Genomic DNA, 21,907 nt, shown 5'->3' with positions numbered 1-21,907 from the left:
CCGGAAGGACGTCATGACAGCGACTGAAGCCCCGCCGCTGCAGCTGGACGAGATCCAGGGCATCGTGCTGCGCGACCGGCCGTCACCGTACGTCGGCACCTACATCCTGCTGCGTGTGGACGATCCCGGCGCCGGGCGCGAGTTGATGGGGCGTCTGGCCGAGCTGGTCGACTCCGCTGCCAACTGGTGGCAACCGGACCTGCCCGCGCTGCTCAACGCCGGACTGACGTACCGGGGACTCGAAGCGCTCCAGGTCCCGCCGGCCGCCCTGAACACCTTTCCTGACGAGTTCCGGCAGGGCATGGCGGCACGCGCCGAGTTCATCGGGGACACCGGGGAGAGCGCGCCCGCACGCTGGGAGCCGCCCTTCGGCACCGGCCAGGTCCACGTCGTGCTGTCCCTCCTGGCCGCCGACCAGGAGTCATTGGCGGTCGTCCTCGAACGTGCGCGCAAGGCCCACGCGCAGCTCGCCGGTCTTCAGGTCGTCCATCGGCAGGACTTCTACCAGCTGTCCACCGGGCGCACCAGCTTCGGCTACAAGGACGGCATCGGCAACCCCACGATCGAAGGCAGCGGCGCAGAGAGTCCGCCCGGCGACGGTTCCGTGCTCAAGGCGGGCGAATTCGTGCTCGGCTATCGCGACGAGACCGGAAACCTGCCGCCGATGCCGGAGCCGGCCGAGCTGGGCCGCAACGGCACCTTCGTGGCCTGGCGGAAACTGCACACGCGCGTCGCGGCCTTCCGCCGGTATCTCCACGACAACTCCGGCAGCCCGGAGGAAGAGTCGCTGCTCGCCGCCAAGATCGTGGGCCGCTGGCAGAGCGGCGCCCCGTTGGTCCTGGCGCCCGAGCACGACGACCCGGCCCTGGGGGCGGACGACCAGCGCAACAACGGCTTCCGCTACGCGTCCGATCCGCATGGTGCCATCTGCCCCCACGGCGCCCACGCCAGGCGAGCCAACCCGCGCGACTCGGAGATCATCGGCGACGTCCGCCTGCACCACATGATTCGACGGGGCACCAACTACGGCCCCCCGCTTCCGGCCGGCACGCTGGACGACGACGGCGCCGACCGCGGCATCGTCTTCGTCTTCATCGGCTCGCACCTCGACCGCCAGTTTGAGTTCGTGAAGTCGCAATGGCTGAACGACGGCCATTTCACCGGCCTCGACCAGGAGAAGGACCTGCTCACGGGCAACAACGACGGCACGGGCATCTTCACGATCCCGCAGCACCCGGTCCGGCGCCGCCTGCACGGCGTGGAGCGTTTCGTCATCACCCGCGGCGGAGAGTACTTCTTCCTGCCGAGCCTCAGCGCGCTGCGTTGGCTGGCGAACCCCGACGCGGCCCCGGCGCCCGCTTCGAGCGGCCACGCGCACTGACAGAGGGCGTTCGAGCACGGCTGTTATGAGGTGAGGATGGAAATTCCGTCTCCGAGCAGCTTCAGCCCGAGGACGAAGAACAGGGCCGCCATCACGGCGACTTCCGCGACGGCATCGGCCATCCGAACATCGAGGGCGTCGGGCTGCCCGGCTCCAACCCGCAGGAACCGCCCATCAAGACCGGCGAGTTCCCTCGGATACCCCGACGAGACCGGCGATCTGCCGACCATGCCCCACCCCGATGTGCTGGGGCGCAACGGAACCTACGCGGCCGTCCGCAAGATTCACACCACCATGGCGGCCTGGCGCCGGTACCTGCGCGCAGCGGGGCACCGCTGACGCTGTCGCCGGAGCACGACGACCCGGACGACCGAGGCTTCCGGTGCCCCGCGGGTGGGCCCATCCGGCGCACCAACCCGCGCGATTCCACCATCATCGGCGACGCCCGGATGCACCGCCTCATCCGCCGCGGCACCACCTGCGGCCCGCTCCTGCCGGACGGCGCACTGGACGACGACGGCGCGGACCGGGGCCTGGCCGGCGTCTTCTGCGGAGCCCACCTGGAACGGCAATTTGAATTCATCAAATCCGAGTGGATCAACGACGGCGAGCCGGTCCGGCGCCGTCTGCGGAACCTGCCCGGCTTCGTGGTCACCCGCGGCGGTGAGTACTGCTTCGGAGAGCGATTCCTCCCCCTGGGACCCCTGACCCGCTCTCGAAGGACGCGAAAGCTACATCACCGACTCGGTCGAGGCCGACGGCACTGGCCGGGCCCTCCGCGATGCCCACGCCAAGGGCTACGGGCTGGTTCGAGGGCAGGTGGAGATCCTGGACGGGATTCCCCCCCGCGTACGCCCGAGGCATCTGCGCCACGCCGGGAACCCACGACGCGCTCATCCGCTTCTCCAGCGGCTCGGCCACGCCGGAGCCGCCGCACGACGGGGCAGCGCCACCGGACTGGCGCTGAAGATGTTCGACATACCCGGCCCTGTCGAGCCACTGGACGACGGGCGCTGTCAGTCACGGGGACTACATCGCCAAGGTGCGCATCACGCCGGACCCGCAGTCCGCCGCCGCGGTGGTCCGACGCGTCATCGACCCGGCCTCCGCGCCGGAGGCCTTCTGTCCGGCCCTCGAAGCCGAGCTGCGGGAGCGGCCCTACACCCGCAAGGCGGTCCACCGGCACTCGTCCGTCCTGCGGCACAAGCTCAACCAGCAGCCGCGCACCGAGCCGCGCGGCGCCGCCGAGGTGCTCGGTCCGACGGGGGGCGTGAGGCGCCGACGGGGGCGTGGAGATGCCGGGGCGCCGTGGTCAGTCGTCGGAGCGGCGCCGGCGGTGCCAGGCGGTGGCGAGCATTCCGAGGAGCATGAGCAGGCCGCCCGCCGCGATCAGGACGTGTTGTGTGCTGAGCAGGCCGGTGCTCCAGCCGGCGGCCGTTCCGTCCCGCGGTGCCGGGGCGTCCTTGCAGGGCGAGGCGGAGGAACTGCCGCCGTGCGGGCGGTCGCGGTCTTCGCCGTCGCTGTCGTTGTGGTCGTTGCAGCGGGCTTCGGGGAAGGGGAAGGCGCGTTTGTGGTTGTCGTAGGTGTTCACGACGAAGAGCGGGTGCACTCTGAAGAATTCCTTGATGGCGAACGCGTACTGGCCGGTGGTGGTGGCGGAGTAGTTCACGTCCAGGAACTTCGCGACGGTGAAGCTGCCCCAGGGTTGCTCCGGTGACCAGGTCTTGGATTTCGGGGTTCCCTTGAGTACGAGGGCTTCCGGTCCGCGCCGGCCGTTGGTCAGGAACGCTCTGAGGGTCGGGGTGATGAGGACGACGCGGCGGTGGCTGTGGCAGTCGCGCCAGGGGTTGCGGTGGTCGTCGTCGCGGCCTCCTTCACGCACCCGCAGGGAGGCGGGCGGGTGCCGTAGGGGCGCGTGCGCGGCGGCGCCGACCGGTGGGGACGCGAGGGCGATGACCACGCCCGCCAGTGGTGCTGTAACCCAGGGGCGATGGTTCATCCCGTGACCTCCGTGAGTGGCGGACGCAGGCTGCCACCTGCTGGCCTGAATGTCCGAATCCCGGAAGAACGTATAGAAATCAGCTCGCCATATCGCGAACGTCTTCGGGTGCCGTACTGCTTGTCACTCAACCGGGTGCAGCGGCGAACCACGGTGAAAGCAGCCGGGGTTCGTGACCTGGATGCCGGGCGCCGATCAGCGGCGACGGGTTACCCGTTTGGGTCCCTGCCGTCACACTGGTGATTTATCTGAAATGCCGGTTGTCGGGGCTGTCGGTACGTTCGTCGCAGATCGGTCGCCCGGCCGACGTCCGCGCGACAGAGAGAAGTGACATGTCTCCGCGTACCTTTGCTGTGCTCGGCACCGGAGTGGGCGTGACCGTCCTCGTGGCCGCCGGCATCCCTTACGCCTCGGCCGACGGATCCGCCCCGACGCCCTCCGCCGTCCACCAGGCGGCCCGGCCCGCGCACCGAGCCGCTCCTGCCGTGGCTCCCGCTGCTCCCGCTGCTCCCGCTGCTCCCGCTGCTCCCGCTGCCCCGGTGGGCGGCAGGAACGCAGGCGGAGAGAGGGGGGAGGGCCGCGACGGCGGTGGACGCGACCACGGCCGTGACGGAGGCGGACGCGGCCGTGAACGAGGCGGAAGGATCTACTTCAACGAACGTACGTACTCCGCCTCCGCCGAGGGCTGCATCACCGCGACCGGCTCCAGCAGCTTCAGCGTCTTCAACGACAGCCGCAGGACCGTCGAGGTCTTCCGGGGCTTCACCTGTGACGGCGGCGCTCCGGTCACCACCGTGGGTCCCCACGGCGAAACCTTCGGCGAGGTGACCCGTACCGACCACGGGGGCGTCTTCGGTGCCGAGGGAGTGTTCGGCCGCGGGGGCGTCTTCGGCGACGGGGGCGTGTTCGGTGAGGACGGTGTCGTCGGCAGCTTCCGGGTGGTCGGTCATCACGGTGAGTGGTGACAGTCCGCCCGCATCGGACCCGTAGGACCCGTACGACCCCCGTTGCGCTGTCCTGAGCCCGGCGTCCGGCGGCACGGGCAGCTGTTGCGGAGGGGGGCCGCCCGGCGGTGCAATCAAGTGTGAGGCACTTCGGCGGCGCCGTGCCGGTCGACCGCCCCGCTCCCGGTACGGGGGCCGGCCGGAAGGGGCTCAAACACGACGCCCTTGGCATGTTCTCTTCGGTTGCCATGGGCCTTGCCTCCACCGGCCCGGCGTACAGCCTGGCCGCCACGCTCGGCGTGATCGTGGCCGGGGTCGGACTGCAGGCCCCGATCGTCACGATGCTGGCGTTCATACCGATGCTGCTGGTCGCGTACGCCTTCCGGGAGCTCAACGCGAGCAACGCCGACTGCGGCACCACCTTCACCTGGGCCACCCGCGCCTTCGGACCACGCGTCGGCTGGATGGCCGGCTGGGGCATCATCGTCGCCGACGTGATCGTCATGGCGAGCCTCGCCAAGATCGCCGCCGCCTACGGCTTCCGGCTGGTGGGCCTGGACGGACTGGCGGACAACCGGCTGTGGACCACCGTGGCGGGGATCGTCTGGATCGCCGTACTGACCGCGGTCTGCTACGTCGGCATCGAGTTCTCGGCGGCCGTCCAGCGCTGGCTGCTGTGCCTGGAAGTCGTGGTGCTGGTCGTCTTCGCCGTCGCCGCGCTGGTCAGGGTCTACGTCGCGCCGCCCGCGACGGCGATCCACGTCTCGGCCACCTGGTTCAACCCCTTCGAGGTGCCCTCGGCAAAGGCCCTGACCTCGGGCGTCCTCGCGGGGGTCTTCATCTACTGGGGCTGGGACACCGCGTTCTCGGTCAACGAGGAGACCGTCGACAGCGCGCACATCCCCGGACGCGCCGCGGTCATGACCACCGTGCTGCTCCTGGTCATGTACGGGCTGGTGTCCACGTCGGCGCAGGCGTTCGCGGGAGTCGGCACCTCGGGCATCGGACTCGGCAACACCCGCAACTCGGACGATGTGCTGTCCGGGCTGGGCGCGGCCGTGTTCGGACGCCACGGCACGGGGCTGCTCCTGTCGAGGCTGCTGATCCTCATGGTGCTGACCTCCGCCCTGGCCTCCGCCGAGACCACCATCCTGCCCCTGGCCAGGACCGTCTTCTCCATGGCGGTCCACAAGGCGGTCCCCTCCCGGTTCGCCCGGATCCACCGCAGGTTCCTCACCCCGACCTGGGGCACCCTCGGCATGGGCGCTGTCTCGATCTCCCTGTTCGTGCTGCTGTCGTCGTTCAGCCGGAACGTCCTGGCCGACTCGATCGACTCGGTCGGTCTCGCGATCGCGTTCCAGTACGCGGTGACCGGCTTCGCCTGCCTCTGGCACCACCGCAAGGTCCTCGGCCGCAGCACCCGTGACCTGGTCTTCAAGGGCGTACTACCGGGGCTCGGCGGGCTGATGATGGCCTTGCTGTTCCTGTACGCCGCCTTCGTCGTCTACGCGGACCCCGCGTACGGCACGACCGCCGTCGACCTGCCGCTGATCGGCAGGACGGGCGGGGTCACGGTCCTCGGCCTGGGGGCGCTGCTGGTCGGTGTCCTGCTGATGCCGGCGGTCACCCGTGGCTACGGCGTGGCCCTGAAACTCCAGCGGGGCCTGCTCCCGCGCCGTCTGCCGCGGCACGCCGCCGTCGGATCGGCGAGCCGCTACGTGCCCGCCGACAACAGATCCGGGGTGGGTGGCGACTGGTACGACGTCATTCCCCTGTCGGGCACCCGGGTCGGCCTGGTCGTCGGGGACGTGCTCGGGCACGGCCTGGGCGCCGCGGCCACCATGGGCCGCCTGCGGACGGGGGTGCGCGTGCTGGCCCGGCTGGACCTGAGCCCGGACGAGCTGCTGTCCCGCCTGACCGACCTGGTCGAGCAGACCGCGCACGAGGCCGGGGCAGGCCGCCGGATACCGCACGCCGACGCGGCCCTGGGCGTGAGCTGCCTGTACGCGGTGTACGACCCCGTCTCGGGCAAGTGCGGCGTCGCGCGGGCCGGGGAACAGGTGGGGCTGGCGATCGTCCCACCGCGCACCGGCGTCGCCGGCTGCCCGGAACTGCCGCTCGGGCCGCCGCTGGGCATTGGCGGCCTGCCCTACCAGAGCACGGAACTGGACCTTGAACCGGGCAGTCTCCTCGTCCTCTTCACGGAGGGTCTCCTCCAGGCGGCCGACGGCCGTGACGCCGGGCTCGCCCAGCTGTACCGCGTCCTGGCCGGCGGCCGGGGATCCCTGGAGGAGCAGTGCGACAGCGTGGTGACCAGTCTGCTGCCCGGGCCCGCGGACGTGGACGCGACGCTCCTCATGGTCCGCACGCGCCTGCTCGACCGGAACCAGCACGCCGAATGGGCGGTGCTCCCGGAACCGGCGGCGGTGGCCGCCATCCGCACCGCCGTCAGCAAGCAGCTCGGCGACTGGGGGCTGGGCGACCTGGCGTTCACCACGGAGCTCATCGTCAGTGAGCTGGTCACCAACGCCATCCGCTACGTCGGCGGTCCGATCCAGGTACGCGTGATCCGCGACCGGACCCTGATCTGCGAGGTCTCCGACACCGGCCACACCTCGCCCAATCTGCGGCACGCCGCGAGTGATGACGAGGGGGGCCGCGGCCTGTTCATCATCGCCCAGATGACCCACCACTGGGGCACGCGCTACACCTCCACCGGCAAGACCATCTGGACCGAGCAGGACCTGCAGCCGGGCGTCGCCCCCTGACCTCGTCCGCCAACTGTCGTGACAAAAAGCAATTCTGAATGCCAATCGGAGAAGCGTGCTGCCCGCACTGCTCCGTCACCGGTCCGGCCGCACGGCGGTGACCTGGAGGATCGCCCGGCAGTTACCGCTTCGGCCGACGAACCGGACTGCCGCAGGGCCGACCACTGCCGCTCGGGGCCGGTGCACGAGGAGGGCGAGCATGGCGTACACCCGTAAGAACGTCAACAGGCTGACCCGGTCCGAGCGACGGCGGCTCGTGAGCGCTCTGCTGGAAATCAAACGCCGCGGTGAATACGACGAGTTCGTGCACATCCACATCACGCACAACTCGCCCGACGGCGAACACCATCTGCGTACCGCCCACATGACGCCCTCCTTCCTGCCCTGGCACCGCAAGCTCCTGCTGGAACTGGAGCGGGCGCTGCGCCGGGTGGACGAGTCGGTGACCGTGCCGTACTGGGACTGGACCCGTGACCGCACGGCGAACTCCCTCCCGTGGACCGACGACCTGCTCGGCGGCAACGGACGGCGCTCGGACCGGCAGGTGATGACCGGTCCGTTCGCCTACCGGGCGGGTCACTGGAGGCTCAGCGAGCGCGTGACCGACGTGCAGTACCTCACCCGCGACCTCGGCCGCGCCCGCAGCCCGATCCAGCTGCCGACCGGCGACGAGCTCGAATTCGCGCTGGCCGACCCGGTCTACGACGTCTGGCCCTGGAACTCGACGGTCACCCGCGGCTTCCGCAACAAGCTGGAGGGATGGGGGAGGGGCCGGGGCAGCGTCTCCTGGCACAACCACAACCGGGTGCACCACTGGGTCGGCGGCGTGATGCTCGGCGCCGCCTCCCCCAACGACCCCGTCTTCTGGCTGCATCACGCCTTCATCGACCTCCAGTGGACCCGCTGGCAGCAACGGCACTCCGGCAACGGGTACCTCCCCGTCGAGCCCCCGGGCGCGCGCGACATCGAGCGCGGCCGGGTCGTGGCCCGGGACCAGAGGCTGCCGCCGTGGGACGTCACACCGGCCGCGCTGGAGGACATGAGCGGGATCTACCAGTACGAGTGAGGGGCGTTCCGGTGTCACGGGAACCGCCACGCGGGCAGAGTCCTTGGTGACAAAGGCCGTTGAGGGGTCGCTTCTCCGTTCGAGACATCACACGTCCCGCTGAAAAGCCGACGACACAGCGACCACCGCTCGCGTACGGCTCCCCCTTGATCAAGCTGGTGTCTTCTGCGAAGGAGACGCCACTGTGCGAGTTTCTGACATTCAGCGCTGTGAGGTCCGGCCCGGGCGGCTCGTCGAGTGGACGCTCAGCCCGGCGACCATCGCGGCCGCGGCGGCCCTGCCGCCGGATCCGCGACCGCCGGCGTACATCCAGGAGTCGCACATCAGAACGGCCCGTTCGGTGCGGGAGGACGGGCTGTTCGTGCCGACCTGGATCGGCGCGGCGTTCGACCTGCCGGGCCGGGCCGACCTCGACGCGCTGGAACAGGCGTTGCGTGGCTGGACATTGCGCCACGAGACGCTGCGCAGCGGCTTCAGATGGGCCGGGGAGGACATGCACCGGTTCACGCTCGACGAGAACGACGTGACCCTGCGCCGCGAGGTGGTCGGCGACTTCGCCGACGCGGGCGCGCTGATCCGGTACCTGCAGGACCGGTTCGACACCGCGGCGGACGCGCTGGGCTGGCCGAACTTCATCTACGCGGCCGTCGTGCGCGAGGACTCCACCAGCGTGTACCTGGCCTTCGACCACACCAACGTCGACGCCTACTCCCTCCAGCGCATCCCGGACGAGGTCCACGCGCTGTACACGGCGGGCGTCACGGGCCGGTCCGTCACCGGTACGCCCGTGGGGAGTTACGTCGACTTCTGCGAGCTGGAGCGGGCGAACGCGGACGGCATCGACGACACGCACGCGATCGTCGCGCGCTGGCGGGAGTTCATCGGCCGGTGCGACGGAAGGCTCCCGGAGTTCCCCGTCGACCTCGGACTGCGGCCCGGTGGGGTGCTGCCCGCCCAGAAGCTGGTGTGCGAGCCGCTCGTCGACGCGGACGCCGCCGCCGCGTTCGAGGCGCACTGCCGACCCTACGGCGGCAGCCTCGTGGGCATCCTGGCGGCGACCAGCCTGATCGTCCACGAACTCGGCGGGCAGCCGGTCTACCGCACGGTCGTGCCGTTCCACACGCGGGTGAAGTCCGCGTGGTCGGACTCCGTGGGCTGGTACGTCGGCGGCGCACCGATCGAGGTGCCCGCGGCACCGGACTTCGCGAGCGCGCTCGGCACGGTCCGCGCCGAACTGCGGGCCAACCGGTCGCTGGCCCGCATTCCGCTGGCCCGGGTACTGCGGCTGCTGGGCGCGGACTTCAGGCCGACGTCGCCGGACATGTACTCGATCATCTCGTACGTGGACGCGCGCCTCATCCCCGGCTCGGCCCGCTGGACCGAGCAGAAGGCGTACGGACTGCTCCGGGTGTCGTACGGCGACCAGGTGTGCGCCTGGATCAACCGGCTGGACGAGGGGCTGTGGTTCGCCTGCCGCTACCCGGACACCGACCTCGCGTACAAGAACGTGCGGCGGTACGCCGAGGCGTTGCGGGACCTGATCGTCTCGGTTCCCGCGGGCGATCGTCCACGGGTCGCGGAGCCGGCGTTCTCCTGACGCAACTCTCCCCGGCTTCACCCGTGTTGGTGCCGGTGCCGTACGGCACCTGACGCGGGTCCGCGTGCCGTGACGGCTTGCGGCGCCCGGCAATCCAGGCCTTTTATCGGTCAGTTGGCACCCATCCGGTGATTCTGCGGGGCTATATCCCCCTCGGGATGGATGTCCGTTGTGGAATGCAGCACGTTGCTACTGCTAGTGTTTAACTCGTCACTCTAGGCAATCAGCTTCGCTATACCAGCACAGAACCGAGGGCTCCATGCGCAAGCTTCAGCAGGTCGTGATCGCGGCACTGGCGGCCGGTGGCCTGTCCGCCATCGGCGCCGGCACTGCCATCGCCGACTCCTACGGCGGTGACCAGCCGCAGCAGGTCGACCTCTTCCGTCCGTACCAGGAGTGCAGCCCGCAGGAGGCGGGTGTGGCCAACGTCCCGGTCGGCGTGCTCGGCCTCGCCGACAACCTGGAGAGCAACTGCGGCCAGTTCAACCAGGCCTTCGCCGGCTGAACGGCACCTCTGTAAAGGAAGGCGCGTCTCATGTTCAGCAGGAAGAAGATCGCGGCCGTCTCGGGGCTCCTCGGCGGCATCGCCGTGTCCTGCATCGGCATCGCCCAGGCGCACGCCGCAGGTGGTCCGGGAGGCTGCACCAGTGACCTCCTGGGCAATCTCACCTGCACCCAGCGGATCCAGGGCGTGGTGCCCGAGGGCGAGTCCCCTCCGCATCAGGAGACCTGCAAGCCGGTGCAGCCCGTGACGGTGCCCGGATTCCTGGGCGGCGGGATCGAGCGGCTCGGGCCCGAGGTGACGTGTTCACCCCAGACGGTCGGAGTGCCGGCAAATGCACCTAAGACGGTGGGAGTTCCCGCCGGCGTCAACGGCAGGCGGATGCCGCTCGACATGCCCCGTTGAACCACGTGACGCGACATGTGGCGTAGATCCTCAATAACTACGGAGCGTCTGTATATGCTCACATTAAGTAGTCAAGCCAGGCGCTCCGCCTGGGTAACGAAGGGTCTATCCATGCGTAAGTTTCAGCGCGTTGCAGTTGTAGCGGCGGCGGTTGCGGGGCTGTGCGCCCTCGGCGCCGGGGTCAGCTCCGCAGCCGGCGGCGAGGACGCGCCCCCGCAGATCACCGCCGTGGCCAACTCGACGGCCAACGCCGTTGCCACCGGCGGTAACTTCTACGCTCCGCCGCAGGGCCACGGGCCGCAGGAGCAGGGCCCCGAGCAGGGCTACGGCCCGCAGGGCGGCCCTGAGGGCGGCGAGTAAGACCGCACCGAGGGCTCATCCCCTCGTCGCCGCCACGGGCGCATCGACCCTCTTCGGAAACCTGATGCGTATCGCACGAGCTCGGCATCCCGGACCCGCACCGATTCGGTCAGTTCACCGGCCTGCTGAGTGATACCCGTGGCAGAGGCAGCCCGGACGCACGACGGCCCCGCCGGGGCACGCGTCCGGGCTGTGGCACTCCCGCAACTGGCGCGCACCGTACGTGTCCAGGAGCGGGATCCTCTGTTTCGACCCTCTCGGGCCCGGGCGCACGCCAGTCACTGGCGCAGGCGCCCGGGCCTTCGTCGTAAAAGGAAGAAAGGAAGACAAGACATGTTCAGTCCGCGGAAGATCGCTACCGTCTCGGGACTCGTCGGAAGTCTCGCCGTGTTCTGCGTCGGCGCCGGACACGCGTACGCAGAGGGCCCCAGGGGCGACTGCAGGACCACCGAGCAGGGCAGCACGGTCTGTGTGCGCAAGACCGAGACCCGCTCGGACAAGGACGGCAAGCACGTCCTCCAGCAGGCGCAGGACTGCTCGACGGAGGGCCGTCCGCGCGTGGTGTTTCCGGACGGCCCGCTGATGGACGGCGGCTCCGCCAGTGTCGGGCCGGTCGTGGACTGCTCCAACACGGCAAAGCTGCCCAAGGGCTTCAGGAAGCCGCACATCGAGATCTGAGAGCTGCCGGAGCAACGAAAATCCCCGGTGTCCCAACCAGTGGTCGGGATACCGGGGATTGTCGTTCGGCGCTACTCGCCGGCCTTGCCTGCCGGCCTACTTGAACGAGTTGCTGCACCCCATGTTCGAGCCCAGGGAGGACTGCTGGGCTCCGGCGTTGCCCTCGCCGTTCAGCAGGTTGCCGCCCAGGCCGTTGAGGATGCCGACCTCGCCGAGGACGTCGAGGTTGAGGTCGTGCGACTTACAGGTGCTGCTCTGCGTGACGTTGAATTCGTCGCCCTTGCCCCCGCCCTGACCGGCGTGGGCGGTGCCGGCACCCAGGAGGCCGAGGCTCCCGAACGCGGCGAGGAGAACGGCAGCGGTGCGGACCTTGTGCATGAGATCTCCGTGGAATGAGGTGGATGTGATGCGCGATAAATCGCCATCTATGCCGTGATGAATGGTGATACGAAATACCCGAAAGAATCGAGCGACGCGCCGAACCGAATGCTTTTCGCTTGCTTTTCTCTGCAGCGGGGATTTGTCGGCGCACATGAATGGTCCCGACACCCGGCCCGCGGCCCGGTGTCGGGACCAGTTACCCGACCGGCGGCTCAGCGCCGTGGGTGCGGCCTCAGAAGGCGCTGTTGTTGCAGCCCATGGTCGAGCCGATGCTCGTGGCCTGGGCGCCCGGGTTGCCCTCGCCGTTCAGGGCGTTGCCCAGCAGGCCGTTGAGGATGCCGACCTCGCCGAGGACGTCGAGGTTCAGGTCGTGCGACCTGCACTGCGAGCTCTGCGTGATGTTGAACTTGTCCCCGTGCTCGCCGTGGCCGCCGCCCTCGCCGGCGTAGGCCGTGCCGCTCACGAGGCCGATGCTGCCGAGTGCGGCGACCAGAACGGCAACGTTGCGAAGCTTGCGCATGTCATCTCCGTGGAGTGAGTGGATGCGATCTGTGGCAGATCGACTTTCTACAGTTACGGGAGATTAGTAGCAAATACGCTAAAACCGGCAACGACGCGCCGCTTTCGTGATCAAACAGCAGAAACACGTAAAAGTCATATAAGCCTGCAAAAAGGCCCCTTGATCGTGATGGTCAAGAGGCCTATTCGCGGGCGGAGTTGAGGGATTCTGTCAGCCGTGCAGCGCGTTGGCGAGGGCGTTCGACTGGGTGTTGGCCTGGGTGCAGTCGATGCCGCGGGTCTGGGCGGCGCCGAGCAGGCCGACCGGGACGTTCGCGCCGAGCAGGGTCTGCGGGCTGCACTCCTGGGACGGATGGAACAGGTTGGCCTGGCCGACCGGGCCGCCCTGCACCGACTGCGGCGTCTGGGGCGAAATCTGGGGGTTGATCTGCGGGTTCAGCTGGGGGTTGAGCTGCGGGGCGACGTCGGTGCCCCGCGACGGGGCCTGCTGCGGCGTGCCGTAGCTCTGCGCGGTCGCCGCGGCGGAGGTGGCCGAGGTGGCCTGGGCGTCCGGCTGTGAAGCGGGCGGCGGCACAGCTCCGTTGTAGGCCGGGGTGGCGGCGGAGCTGGGGCCGGCACCGACGGCGGTCAGACCCCCGGCTGCTGCGATGACGAGCGCGACTTGCTGGAGCTTGCGCATGGAATCCTCGGCCCTTCATTGACCTGTTCACGGAACCTGGTGAAATGCGGGATGGGGCAGCGCAGTTGTGGCTGTGACAACTGCCTTGAACGGCTGCGGTGGACCATCGTTCTCGCTCCGTGGGGAACGAGGTGCGCGCGAACCCGGATACGGGTTCCGGACCGTGGTCACCCATTTGTCGTAAGAGCGCCGGGGCTGCGACGTGCGTTCCGGTGGCTGGCAAATGGGTGACGGGTCTTCGGATGCCGTGACCACGGTGCGGGAATCGTCGTTCCGACCAGGAGAGGGCAGCGACCGTGGACTTCGAAGTGGGGTGAGGGAATTCGCTCCCGGCTCCGATGCGATGTCCGCGTGCTACTCAGGAGTACCGCTGCTGACGGTGCCGTGCGAGTACCGCACCGACTGCACGCGTGACCGCATTGAATGCAATGGATTTCCCCTTTTCAGGTATCGAAGGGCCGAGGGTTTCATGCGCAAGCTTCACAGGGCCGCGCTCGTTCTAGCAGCGGCAGGTGGTCTGTCCGCCATCGGTGCCGGCGTCAGCCATGCCGACTCCCCTGTCGGATATGGATACGGATACGGCGGTCCCGCTCCGGCACCGGCTCCCGAGCAGCCGGTACCGCAGTACGCCCCTCCGGCACCTGCTCCACAGCCGGCACCGCAGTACGCCGCTCCGCCGCCCCAACAGGCCGGCTACGCCGCCGCCTCGGGCACGTCGCGGGGCATGGCACAGGTCACTCCCCCGCCGTACCCGCAGCAGTACGCGCCTCCACCGCAGTACGTGCCGCAGCCGGCGCCGCAGTACGCCCCTCCGCCGCCCCAGCAGACCGGCTACGCCGTCGCCTCGGCATCGTCGCAGGGGGCGGCGCAGGCCAACACCTCGCCGTACCCGCAGCCGCAGTACGCCCCGCAGCCGCAGTACGCGCCTCCGCAGCCGCAGTACGCCCCGCCCCAGCAGTACGCGCCTCCGCAGCAGTACGCGCCCGCACAGCCTGCTCCGCAGGTCGTGCCCCAGGTCATGCCCCAGGTGATGCCGCAGGTCACCCCGAAGCTGGGCATGCCCGAGGGGGGCCCGACGGACGGCCCGACGCGTGTCACCCCGCAGGTGAACCCCCAGGTGAACCCGCAGGTGAACCCGCTCGTCAACCCGCTGGTCGGGGCGCCGAGCGTGCCCGAGCTGTCCCCGGTCGGCCTCGGCCAGGTCGCGGCACCTCCCGTCGGCCAGCTGGGGCTTCCGCAACTCGGCTGACCGCCGCCCGCAATCGTCCGCAATCCCGACTCTCGACCCTGTTGCAGATCCATCTGCCCGACCAACGGAGAACCAATGCGCAAGTTCCAGAGGGCCGTCCTCGTGGGTGCCGTCCTCGGCAGCGTCGCCTCGTTCGGCGGCGCCTCCGCCTACGCACACGGCGAGTCCGACCGTGACTTCGACGTCACGCAGAACACCGAGTGCCGCTCGCACGACATGAACGTCGAACTGCTCGGCAACGTCAGCGCCCTCACCGGCGTGCTGGCCAACGCGCTGAACGGCGAAGGCAACCCGGGTGCGCAGCAGAGCCACCTCGGCTCGGACATGGGCTGCAACAACCAGGCCTTCTGACAGCCCGTACCCCGGCCACCGCGCAGAGCCCCTTCCCCGCCCGGGAAGGGGCTCGCCGCTGTCCGTGCCCGCGACCGGGCACACGACCCCCTGTCACTCGTTCGGCGGTAATGCCGCAGCCCGCGCGGCCAACCGGGCATACGGCACCCAGGGTCGTGTCACGATCACGTGACGATCAGTCAGAGAGGTGTGACGGTGGCAGAGCAGCTGTACGCGACGTTGAAGACCAATCAGGGCGACATCGAGATCCGGCTCTTTCCGGACCACGCGCCGAAGACGGTGAAGAACTTCGTCGAGCTGGCGCGGGGCGAGCGGGAGTGGGTCCATCCCGAGACGGGTGCGAAGACCACGGACCGGCTCTACGACGGCACGATCTTCCACCGGGTCATCGAAGGCTTCATGATCCAGGGCGGTGACCCGCTGGGCAACGGCACGGGCGGGCCGGGGTACGAGTTCGCCGACGAGTGCCATCCCGACCTCGCCTTCACCAAGCCCTACCTGATGGCCATGGCCAACGCCGGGCCGGGGACGAACGGTTCCCAGTTCTTCATCACGGTGGGCCCGACCACGTGGCTCACCGGCAAGCACACCATCTTCGGCGAGGTGGCCAACGAGGCCGGCAAGAAGGTGGTCGACGCCATCGCGGGGGCGCAGACCAACCCGCGCACCGACCGGCCCGTGAACGACGTCGTCATCGAGTCCGTCGTCGTCGAGACCCGCTGACCGGTCCGGACGGCCGTCGCGGTCGTGACGGCATCGCAGTCCGGGAGGAGGATCCGGGCCGGCGGGCCGGGGCGTCGTGACGGGTATGGAACCGCAGAAGCCGTCGCCCGGGCCCCGGCAGCCCGAAGGGTGTCTCGTCGTCGCGATCCGGATCCCGGTCCGGATCGTCGTCCTCGTCCTGGTCGTACCGGTGCGGGTGGTGTGGGACGCGCTCGTCGTCGTCGGGCGGTTTGCGCTGGACACGCTGCTGCGGCTGCTCGGGCGCGCGCCGGCGTGGGTGGGGCGGGTGCTGTTCGTCCTGCCGGTCGTCGGGCTGTGGCGGTATGTCCTGGTGCCGGTGGGCGGCGCGCTCGGGTGGCTCGGGCGCGTGCTCGTCGTCGTACCGGCCGTGTGGCTGCACCGGTCGGTGCTCACGCCCCTCGGGCACGGGCTCGCCCTGCTGGGGCGGTGTCTGCTCGCCGTGCCCGCGCGGTGGCTGTACACCCGGGTCCTCGCCCCCGTCGTCGGCGCCGTCGGCCGCGTCCTCGCCGTCGTGGCGCGGGAGGCGGGGGAGGCCTTCACGCACGCGTGGCGGGTCGCGGGGCGGATGTCGCGGACCGTGGGGCGGGGGCTCGGGGCGGTCCTGCGGTGGATCCTCGTCGAACCCGTGCGCCGGGTGTACCGGAGTCTCCTCGCGCCCGTCGGGCGCCTCGTCCGCGACGCCGTCCTGCGGCCCGCCGCCCAGGGCGCGCGTGCGGCGGGGCGGGCCGTCCGCGGGGCGCTGGCCGGCGCGCGGGACACGGTGCGGCAGGTTCGCGCCGACGTACGGCGGGTACTGCTCGGCGAGCCCCGGCAGCAGGTCGCGGTGGACCGGCGGGAACCTCGGGGGCTCGCTGCACGTAGTCTTGGTAGCAGTACGACCGCTCTCACGAAGGACTAGGACACTGGGCAAGCGACAGCCCGAAGGCCCGCCGCCCGCACCCGCGGTGCAGCGCATTCGACTGCGCTACACCAAGCGCGGCCGCCTGAGGTTCACCAGCCACCGAGACTTCCAGCGCGCCTTCGAGCGTGCGCTGCGCCGCGCCGAGGTGCCCATGGCGTACTCGGCGGGGTTCACGCCGCACCCCAAGGTGTCGTATGCCAATGCCGCACCCACCGGCACGGGCAGCGAGGCGGAGTACCTGGAGATCGCGCTCACACAGGCGCGTGACCCGCAGACGCTGCGCGTCCTCCTCGACGAGTCGCTGCCCGCCGGGCTCGACGTCGTCGACGCGGTCGAGGCGCGGACCTCGGGCCTCGCCGACCGGCTGACAGCCTCCGTCTGGGAGCTGCGGCTGGACGGCGTGGACCCCGTCGACGCCGAGCGCGCGGTCGAGGCCTTCACCAAGGCCGAGACCGTCGAGGTGCAGCGCACGACCAAGAACGGCGTCCGCACCTTCGACGCCCGCCCGGCCGTGGTGAGTCTGGAAACGCACAGTTCACCGGCTGATAGGCCGACCGACCAGCCCTGTGCGATACTGCGGCTGGTTGTTCGGCACGTGACGCCTGCCGTACGACCCGACGACGTCCTGTCCGGTCTCCGCGCCGTGGCCGACCTGGCGCCGCCGGTCCCCGCAGCGGTGACCAGGCTGGCGCAGGGGCTGTTCGATGAAGAGACCGGCACGGTGACCGACCCGCTCGCGCCCGACCGCGAGGCAGCCGAGGCCCTGACGGCCAGACCGGCTGCCGCCGCGACGGCGCCGACGCCGGAAGGTTCCGTGTAGGGACGGACGTCGTAGCGCCGCCCTCGTACTCGGGAGCCACCTGGGTCGGGCAGCGCGCCGACCAGAAGACTTTCGCCAGGCCGTACCGACAAGGCGTACGGAACCGGCGAGACAGGACACAGAGTGCTCCCGTGCGGCGCCCGCGCCCCGGACGGCGGCCATCGCGCATCGCGCGGGCCGCGGACGTCAACGGCGGACGGCCCTTCGAGGCCGGCGCCGGACCAGGTGCGGCGCCCGGGAGCCTGACGGGAGAAACGCCCGCATGCTCGAACCGACTGAGCCCGTTGAGGGCTCCGAACCGAACACCCCGAGCGACACCCTGCCGCCGCGCAGGCGTCGCCGTGCCGCCTCCCGCCCGGCGGGCCCGCCCGCCGCGGCCCGGGCAGCCACCGAGGTGACCCTGCCGGCCATACCGGCCGATGAGGACATCGAGGACACCGAGGACATCGAGGAAGCCGCGGCACTGATCGTCGCCGAAGGCGACGACACGGCCGTCGAGGCCGAGGAGACCGCCGAGGCGCCGGCCGCCGCGCGTCCGCGCCGTCGGGCCACGCGCCGCGCGTCCGCTCCCGCCGGGGCACCGGCGGCCGCCGAGGCCGTAGCACCGGCCGAGCCCGCCGCCGCGGAGACCGAGCGGCCCGCCGCCGTGGCCGAGGCCGGCGAGGTCGTCGTCGGCGAGGACGCCGCACCGCGCCGCACCCGCCGCCGGGCCACCCGCACCGTATCCGCACCGACCGCCGTCGAGACCGTCCAGACCGCCGAGCCCGCTGCCGCCGAGGCGGTCGCCGAGCCCGCCGTCGAGGAGGCTCCGGCCGCCGCGCGTCCGCGCCGTCGCGCCGCACGCCGCGCCTCCGCGCCCGCCGGTGCCCCGACGGCCGCCGAGGAGACGCCGGCCGTCGCCGAGGCCGAGCCCGCCCCGCAGGAGAACCTGCCGGAGAGCGCCGCGGTCGAGGCCCCCGCCGCCGTCGAGGAGGCTCCGGCCGCCGCGCGTCCGCGCCGTCGCGCCACGCGCCGCGCCTCGGCGCCCGCCGGTGCCCCCGCGCAGGAGGAGACCGCCGAGGCCACGGTGAGCGAGGAGGCTCCGGCCGCCGCTCCCGCCGAGGAGGCCGCTGCTGAGGAGGCCGCCCCGCGCCGCACCCGTCGGCGTGCCACCCGCCGGGTGTCCGCGCCTGACGGTGCCCCCGCGCACGAGGAGGCCGCCGTGGCCGAGGAAGCCCCCGCCCCCGCTGCCGAGGAAGCCGCGCAGGCTCCGGCCGAGGAAGCCGCTCCGCGGCGTGCCCGGCGTCGGGCCGTACGCGCCGCGTCCGGGTTCTCCGCGTCCGCGCGGTCCGCGAAGGCCGAGGTCACCGAGGCGGCCGAGCCCGCGGAGTCCACCGAGTCCTCCGAGTCGTCTGCGATCCGCTCTTCGCGCAGGCCCGCCCGTCCCGCCGTCGCCGTGTTCCAGGCGCCGGTGTTCGCCGAGCCGAGGTTCCAGACCCCGCAGCGCGCCGCCGCCGAGGCCGCGGCCGAGGCCGCCGGGGCAGAGGAGCCCGAGGAGGCCGACGAGTACACCGAGGAGCGCCCCGAGGCCGGTGCGCGCCGCCGCCGGCGCCGTCGGGGTGCCGCCGAGGAGCCGCAGGCCGTCGAGGCCGCTGCCACCGTCGAGGAGACGGAGGAGACGGCCGCCGAGGCCGCCGGACCCGCCGAGGATCTCGGTGAGATCGAGGGCGAGGAGGCCGACGAGACCGAGGGCGCCGAGGGCTTCGAGGAGTCCGGCTCCCGTCGCCGCCGCCGTCGGGGCGGCCGCCGCCGCCGTCGCGGTGAGGCCGCCGACGGCGAGGGCGCCGAGGCCGACGAACTGGCCGCCGAGCAGGCCGAGCAGGACGCCGAGGACACCGCCGAGCAGGAGGAAGAGGACGCCGAGGAGGCTCGTGGCGACGAGGCCGGCGGTTCCAGCTCCAGCCGCCGTCGCCGTCGCCGCCGTCGCCGCGCCGGTGACACCGGTACCGACGCCGAGCCCGGCGAGGGCGACCCGGAGCGTACGGTCGTCAAGGTCCGCGAGCCGCGCAAGCCGAGCGAGCCGTCCGACGAGGTGCAGTCCATCAAGGGCTCGACGCGTCTGGAGGCCAAGAAGCAGCGCCGCCGCGAAGGCCGTGAGCAGGGCCGCCGGCGCGTTCCGATCATCACCGAGGCCGAGTTCCTGGCCCGCCGCGAGGCCGTCGAGCGCGTGATGGTCGTGCGCCAGTACGGCGAGCGCACCCAGATCGGCGTGCTTGAGGACGGCGTGCTCGTCGAGCACTACGTCAACAAGGAGCAGTCGACCTCGTACGTCGGCAACGTGTACCTGGGCAAGGTGCAGAACGTGCTGCCGTCGATGGAGGCCGCCTTCATCGACATCGGCAAGGGCCGCAACGCCGTGCTCTACGCCGGTGAGGTCAACTTCGAGGCGCTGGGCATGGCGGGCGGCCCCCGCCGCATCGAGTCCGCCCTCAAGTCCGGCCAGTCCGTCCTCGTTCAGGTCACCAAGGACCCGATCGGGCACAAGGGCGCGCGTCTGACCAGCCAGGTCTCGCTCCCCGGCCGCTACCTCGTGTACGTCCCCGAGGGCTCGATGACCGGCATCAGCCGCAAGCTGCCCGACACCGAGCGGGCCCGGCTGAAGACCATCCTCAAGAAGATCGTCCCCGAGGACGCGGGCGTCATCGTGCGCACCGCCGCCGAGGGCGCGAGCGAGGACGAGCTGCGCCGCGACGTCGAGCGGCTCCAGGCGCAGTGGGAGGACATCCAGAAGAAGGCGAAGAACGGCAACGCCCCGACGCTGCTGTACGGCGAGCCGGACATGACCGTCCGGGTCGTGCGCGACATCTTCAACGAGGACTTCTCCAAGGTCATCGTCAGCGGCGCCGACGCCTGGGAGACGATCCACGGGTACGTCTCGCACGTCGCGCCGGATCTGGCGGGCCGGCTCTCGAAGTGGACCTCCGAGGTCGACGTCTTCGCCACCTACCGGATCGACGAGCAGCTCGCCAAGGCGCTGGACCGCAAGGTCTGGCTGCCGAGCGGTGGTTCGCTGGTGATCGACAAGACCGAGGCGATGGTCGTGGTCGACGTCAACACCGGCAAGTTCACCGGCCAGGGCGGCAACCTCGAAGAGACCGTGACCAGGAACAACCTGGAGGCGGCCGAGGAGATCGTGCGTCAGCTGCGGCTGCGCGACCTGGGCGGCATCGTCGTCATCGACTTCATCGACATGGTGCTGGAGTCCAACCGGGACCTGGTGCTGCGGCGCCTGCTGGAGTGCCTGGGCCGGGACCGTACGAAGCACCAGGTCGCCGAGGTGACCTCGCTGGGCCTGGTCCAGATGACCCGCAAGCGCGTCGGCCAGGGCCTGCTGGAGTCCTTCTCCGAGACCTGCGTCCACTGCAACGGCCGCGGTGTCATCGTGCACATGGAGCAGCCGAGCGTGTCCGCCGGCGGCGGTGGCGGCAAGCGCAAGAAGCGCGGCAAGGGCGGTGAGGTGCACGAGCACGCGGCCGCGGAGCACGTGCACGAGATCGCGGCCGTGGCCGTGGAGACCGGCGAGGCCGTCGAGCCCGAGGTGGCGGAGAGCGCCGCCGAGGTCGCTGCCGAGGCCGCCGAGCCGGTCGCCCTGCCCGCGCCCGAGTTCGCGCCGGACGAGGAGCTGTACAGCAGCGTCGCCGAGGCGGAGGCGGCGGCCACCCGTGGCCGTTCGCGGCGCCGGGCGAGCCGTCGTGCGTCGGCTCCGGCGGGCGCGCCCCGGGCGGAGAGGGCCGAGAAGGCCCAGCGGTCCGAGAAGGCCGAGCCGGTCGAGGAGGCCCCCGCGGCCGCCGAGGTGCCGGTCGTCGAGGTGCCCGCTGCCGAGCCGGTCGTCGAGGAGCTCGCCGTCCCGGAGCCGCAGGCCGAGGCCGTCGAGGAGGCCGCGCCCAAGGGCCGTACGCGCCGTCGCGCGACCCGCAAGGTGTCCGCGCCGGCCGGTTCCCCGGCCGGGACCGAGGAGACCGTGGTGACGGTGTCCGAGACCGTGGCCGTGGCAGAGGCGCCGGTGGCCCGGCCCGAGGCCGAGGCCGCCTCGTCGGCCCCGGTCGAGGAGGCGCCCGCCGAGAGCGCCGCCCCCGCCCGCCCGCGCCGGCGTGCCGTGCGCAAGGCCACCGCGCCGACCGCGTCCGAGGAGGCGGCCGTCGTGGTCGTCCCGTCGGCGACGGAGGCCGCGGAGGCGCCCGAGGCCGAGGCCCCGGTCGAGGAGGCGGCTCCGGCCAAGAAGGCGGCCCGCAAGACCGCCAAGAAGGCCCCGGCGAAGAAGGCGGCGGCCAAGAAGACCGCGGCGAAGAAGACCGCCGCGAAGAAGACGGCGGCCAAGAAGACCACGGCCAAGAAGGCGGTCAAGACGGCCGCCGCGAAGTCGACGGCGAAGAAGACCACCACGGTCGCCACCGCCGACGACTGATCAGTCGCCGTACCAGGTGTGGCCCTGTCCGTTCGCAGACAGGGCCACACCTGTGTTTCCGCCTGTTCTGCGGCGGGTCCCGTGAGACGGACGTGAGACGAAGGAGAGAACCCCGATGA

The 21,907-nt window shown here is 71.1% G+C and carries 19 protein-coding genes; 15 read left to right on the top strand and 4 right to left on the bottom strand.

Annotation, left to right across the window (positions count from 1 at the left end; genetic code table 11):
* Positions 1 to 13 precede the first annotated feature (13 nt).
* A complete protein-coding gene (locus AC4OXY_RS19685) occupies positions 14 to 1,381 on the top strand; it encodes a Dyp-type peroxidase (protein WP_376285509.1) in 1,368 nt (455 codons plus the stop codon).
* A gap of 1,312 nt (positions 1,382 to 2,693) precedes the next feature.
* Here AC4OXY_RS19685 and AC4OXY_RS19680 read toward each other — a convergent pair.
* Positions 2,694 to 3,380, bottom strand: a complete 687-nt coding sequence (locus tag AC4OXY_RS19680) for a hypothetical protein (protein WP_491994312.1) — start codon at positions 3,378 to 3,380, stop codon at positions 2,694 to 2,696.
* A gap of 332 nt (positions 3,381 to 3,712) precedes the next feature.
* On the opposite strand from AC4OXY_RS19680, the gene AC4OXY_RS19675 reads away from it, so the two are divergent.
* From AC4OXY_RS19675 to AC4OXY_RS19640, 8 genes are all read left to right on the top strand, one after another.
* Positions 3,713 to 4,345, top strand: a complete 633-nt coding sequence (locus tag AC4OXY_RS19675; protein ID WP_491994311.1) for a hypothetical protein — start codon at positions 3,713 to 3,715, stop codon at positions 4,343 to 4,345.
* Positions 4,346 to 4,554: 209 nt separating this feature from the next.
* Positions 4,555 to 7,092 (top strand): amino acid permease, encoded by a 2,538-nt coding sequence (locus AC4OXY_RS19670; protein WP_491994310.1) that lies wholly within the window; start codon positions 4,555 to 4,557, stop codon positions 7,090 to 7,092.
* 199 nt (positions 7,093 to 7,291) lie between these two features.
* Entirely contained in the window at positions 7,292 to 8,158 is an 867-nt protein-coding gene (locus AC4OXY_RS19665; RefSeq protein ID WP_356022743.1) for a tyrosinase family protein, read from the top strand.
* Between the two features lie 184 nt (positions 8,159 to 8,342).
* Complete coding sequence (locus tag AC4OXY_RS19660) at positions 8,343 to 9,755, top strand: condensation domain-containing protein (protein ID WP_376285497.1); 1,413 nt, start codon at positions 8,343 to 8,345, stop codon at positions 9,753 to 9,755.
* A gap of 259 nt (positions 9,756 to 10,014) precedes the next feature.
* The gene (locus tag AC4OXY_RS19655) at positions 10,015 to 10,260 is read left to right on the top strand and encodes a hypothetical protein (protein ID WP_356022738.1); all 246 of its coding nucleotides are present in this window, start codon (positions 10,015 to 10,017) and stop codon (positions 10,258 to 10,260) included.
* Positions 10,261 to 10,290: 30 nt separating this feature from the next.
* Entirely contained in the window at positions 10,291 to 10,662 is a 372-nt protein-coding gene (locus AC4OXY_RS19650) for a hypothetical protein (protein WP_356022736.1), read from the top strand.
* A 111-nt stretch (positions 10,663 to 10,773) separates the two neighbouring features.
* Positions 10,774 to 11,022, top strand: a complete 249-nt coding sequence (locus tag AC4OXY_RS19645) for a hypothetical protein (protein WP_356022734.1) — start codon at positions 10,774 to 10,776, stop codon at positions 11,020 to 11,022.
* 333 nt (positions 11,023 to 11,355) lie between these two features.
* The gene (locus AC4OXY_RS19640; protein ID WP_362819559.1) at positions 11,356 to 11,700 is read left to right on the top strand and encodes a hypothetical protein; all 345 of its coding nucleotides are present in this window, start codon (positions 11,356 to 11,358) and stop codon (positions 11,698 to 11,700) included.
* Positions 11,701 to 11,796: 96 nt separating this feature from the next.
* Here AC4OXY_RS19640 and AC4OXY_RS19635 read toward each other — a convergent pair whose 3' ends face one another.
* From AC4OXY_RS19635 to AC4OXY_RS19625, 3 genes are all read right to left on the bottom strand, one after another.
* Positions 11,797 to 12,078: a hypothetical protein gene (locus AC4OXY_RS19635; RefSeq protein ID WP_356022729.1), complete on the bottom strand. Its 282-nt coding sequence runs from the start codon at positions 12,076 to 12,078 to the stop codon at positions 11,797 to 11,799.
* A 235-nt stretch (positions 12,079 to 12,313) separates the two neighbouring features.
* Positions 12,314 to 12,601, bottom strand: coding sequence for a hypothetical protein (locus AC4OXY_RS19630; RefSeq protein ID WP_071384760.1), 288 nt, complete (start codon positions 12,599 to 12,601; stop codon positions 12,314 to 12,316).
* 210 nt (positions 12,602 to 12,811) lie between these two features.
* Positions 12,812 to 13,279: a hypothetical protein gene (locus AC4OXY_RS19625; protein WP_356022726.1), complete on the bottom strand. Its 468-nt coding sequence runs from the start codon at positions 13,277 to 13,279 to the stop codon at positions 12,812 to 12,814.
* A 469-nt stretch (positions 13,280 to 13,748) separates the two neighbouring features.
* Here AC4OXY_RS19625 and AC4OXY_RS19620 point away from each other — a divergent pair, with 469 nt between their 5' ends.
* From AC4OXY_RS19620 to AC4OXY_RS19595, 6 genes are all read left to right on the top strand, one after another.
* Positions 13,749 to 14,528, top strand: coding sequence for a hypothetical protein (locus tag AC4OXY_RS19620; RefSeq protein WP_376285488.1), 780 nt, complete (start codon positions 13,749 to 13,751; stop codon positions 14,526 to 14,528).
* 75 nt (positions 14,529 to 14,603) lie between these two features.
* Positions 14,604 to 14,879, top strand: coding sequence for a hypothetical protein (locus AC4OXY_RS19615; protein ID WP_356022722.1), 276 nt, complete (start codon positions 14,604 to 14,606; stop codon positions 14,877 to 14,879).
* 195 nt (positions 14,880 to 15,074) lie between these two features.
* Positions 15,075 to 15,602, top strand: coding sequence for a peptidylprolyl isomerase (locus AC4OXY_RS19610; RefSeq protein WP_356022719.1), 528 nt, complete (start codon positions 15,075 to 15,077; stop codon positions 15,600 to 15,602).
* A gap of 85 nt (positions 15,603 to 15,687) precedes the next feature.
* Entirely contained in the window at positions 15,688 to 16,521 is an 834-nt protein-coding gene (locus AC4OXY_RS19605; RefSeq protein WP_491994309.1) for a hypothetical protein, read from the top strand.
* Between the two features lie 46 nt (positions 16,522 to 16,567).
* Positions 16,568 to 17,344, top strand: a complete 777-nt coding sequence (locus tag AC4OXY_RS19600) for a TIGR03936 family radical SAM-associated protein (protein WP_356022715.1) — start codon at positions 16,568 to 16,570, stop codon at positions 17,342 to 17,344.
* A 262-nt stretch (positions 17,345 to 17,606) separates the two neighbouring features.
* Positions 17,607 to 21,788: an Rne/Rng family ribonuclease gene (locus tag AC4OXY_RS19595; RefSeq protein ID WP_491994308.1), complete on the top strand. Its 4,182-nt coding sequence runs from the start codon at positions 17,607 to 17,609 to the stop codon at positions 21,786 to 21,788.
* Positions 21,789 to 21,907 lie beyond the last annotated feature (119 nt).

The organism is Streptomyces sp. HUAS MG56, from assembly GCF_058673395.1.
Note: the sequence above shows the minus strand (reverse complement) of the source record. Positions and strands in the feature narration are given on the sequence as shown.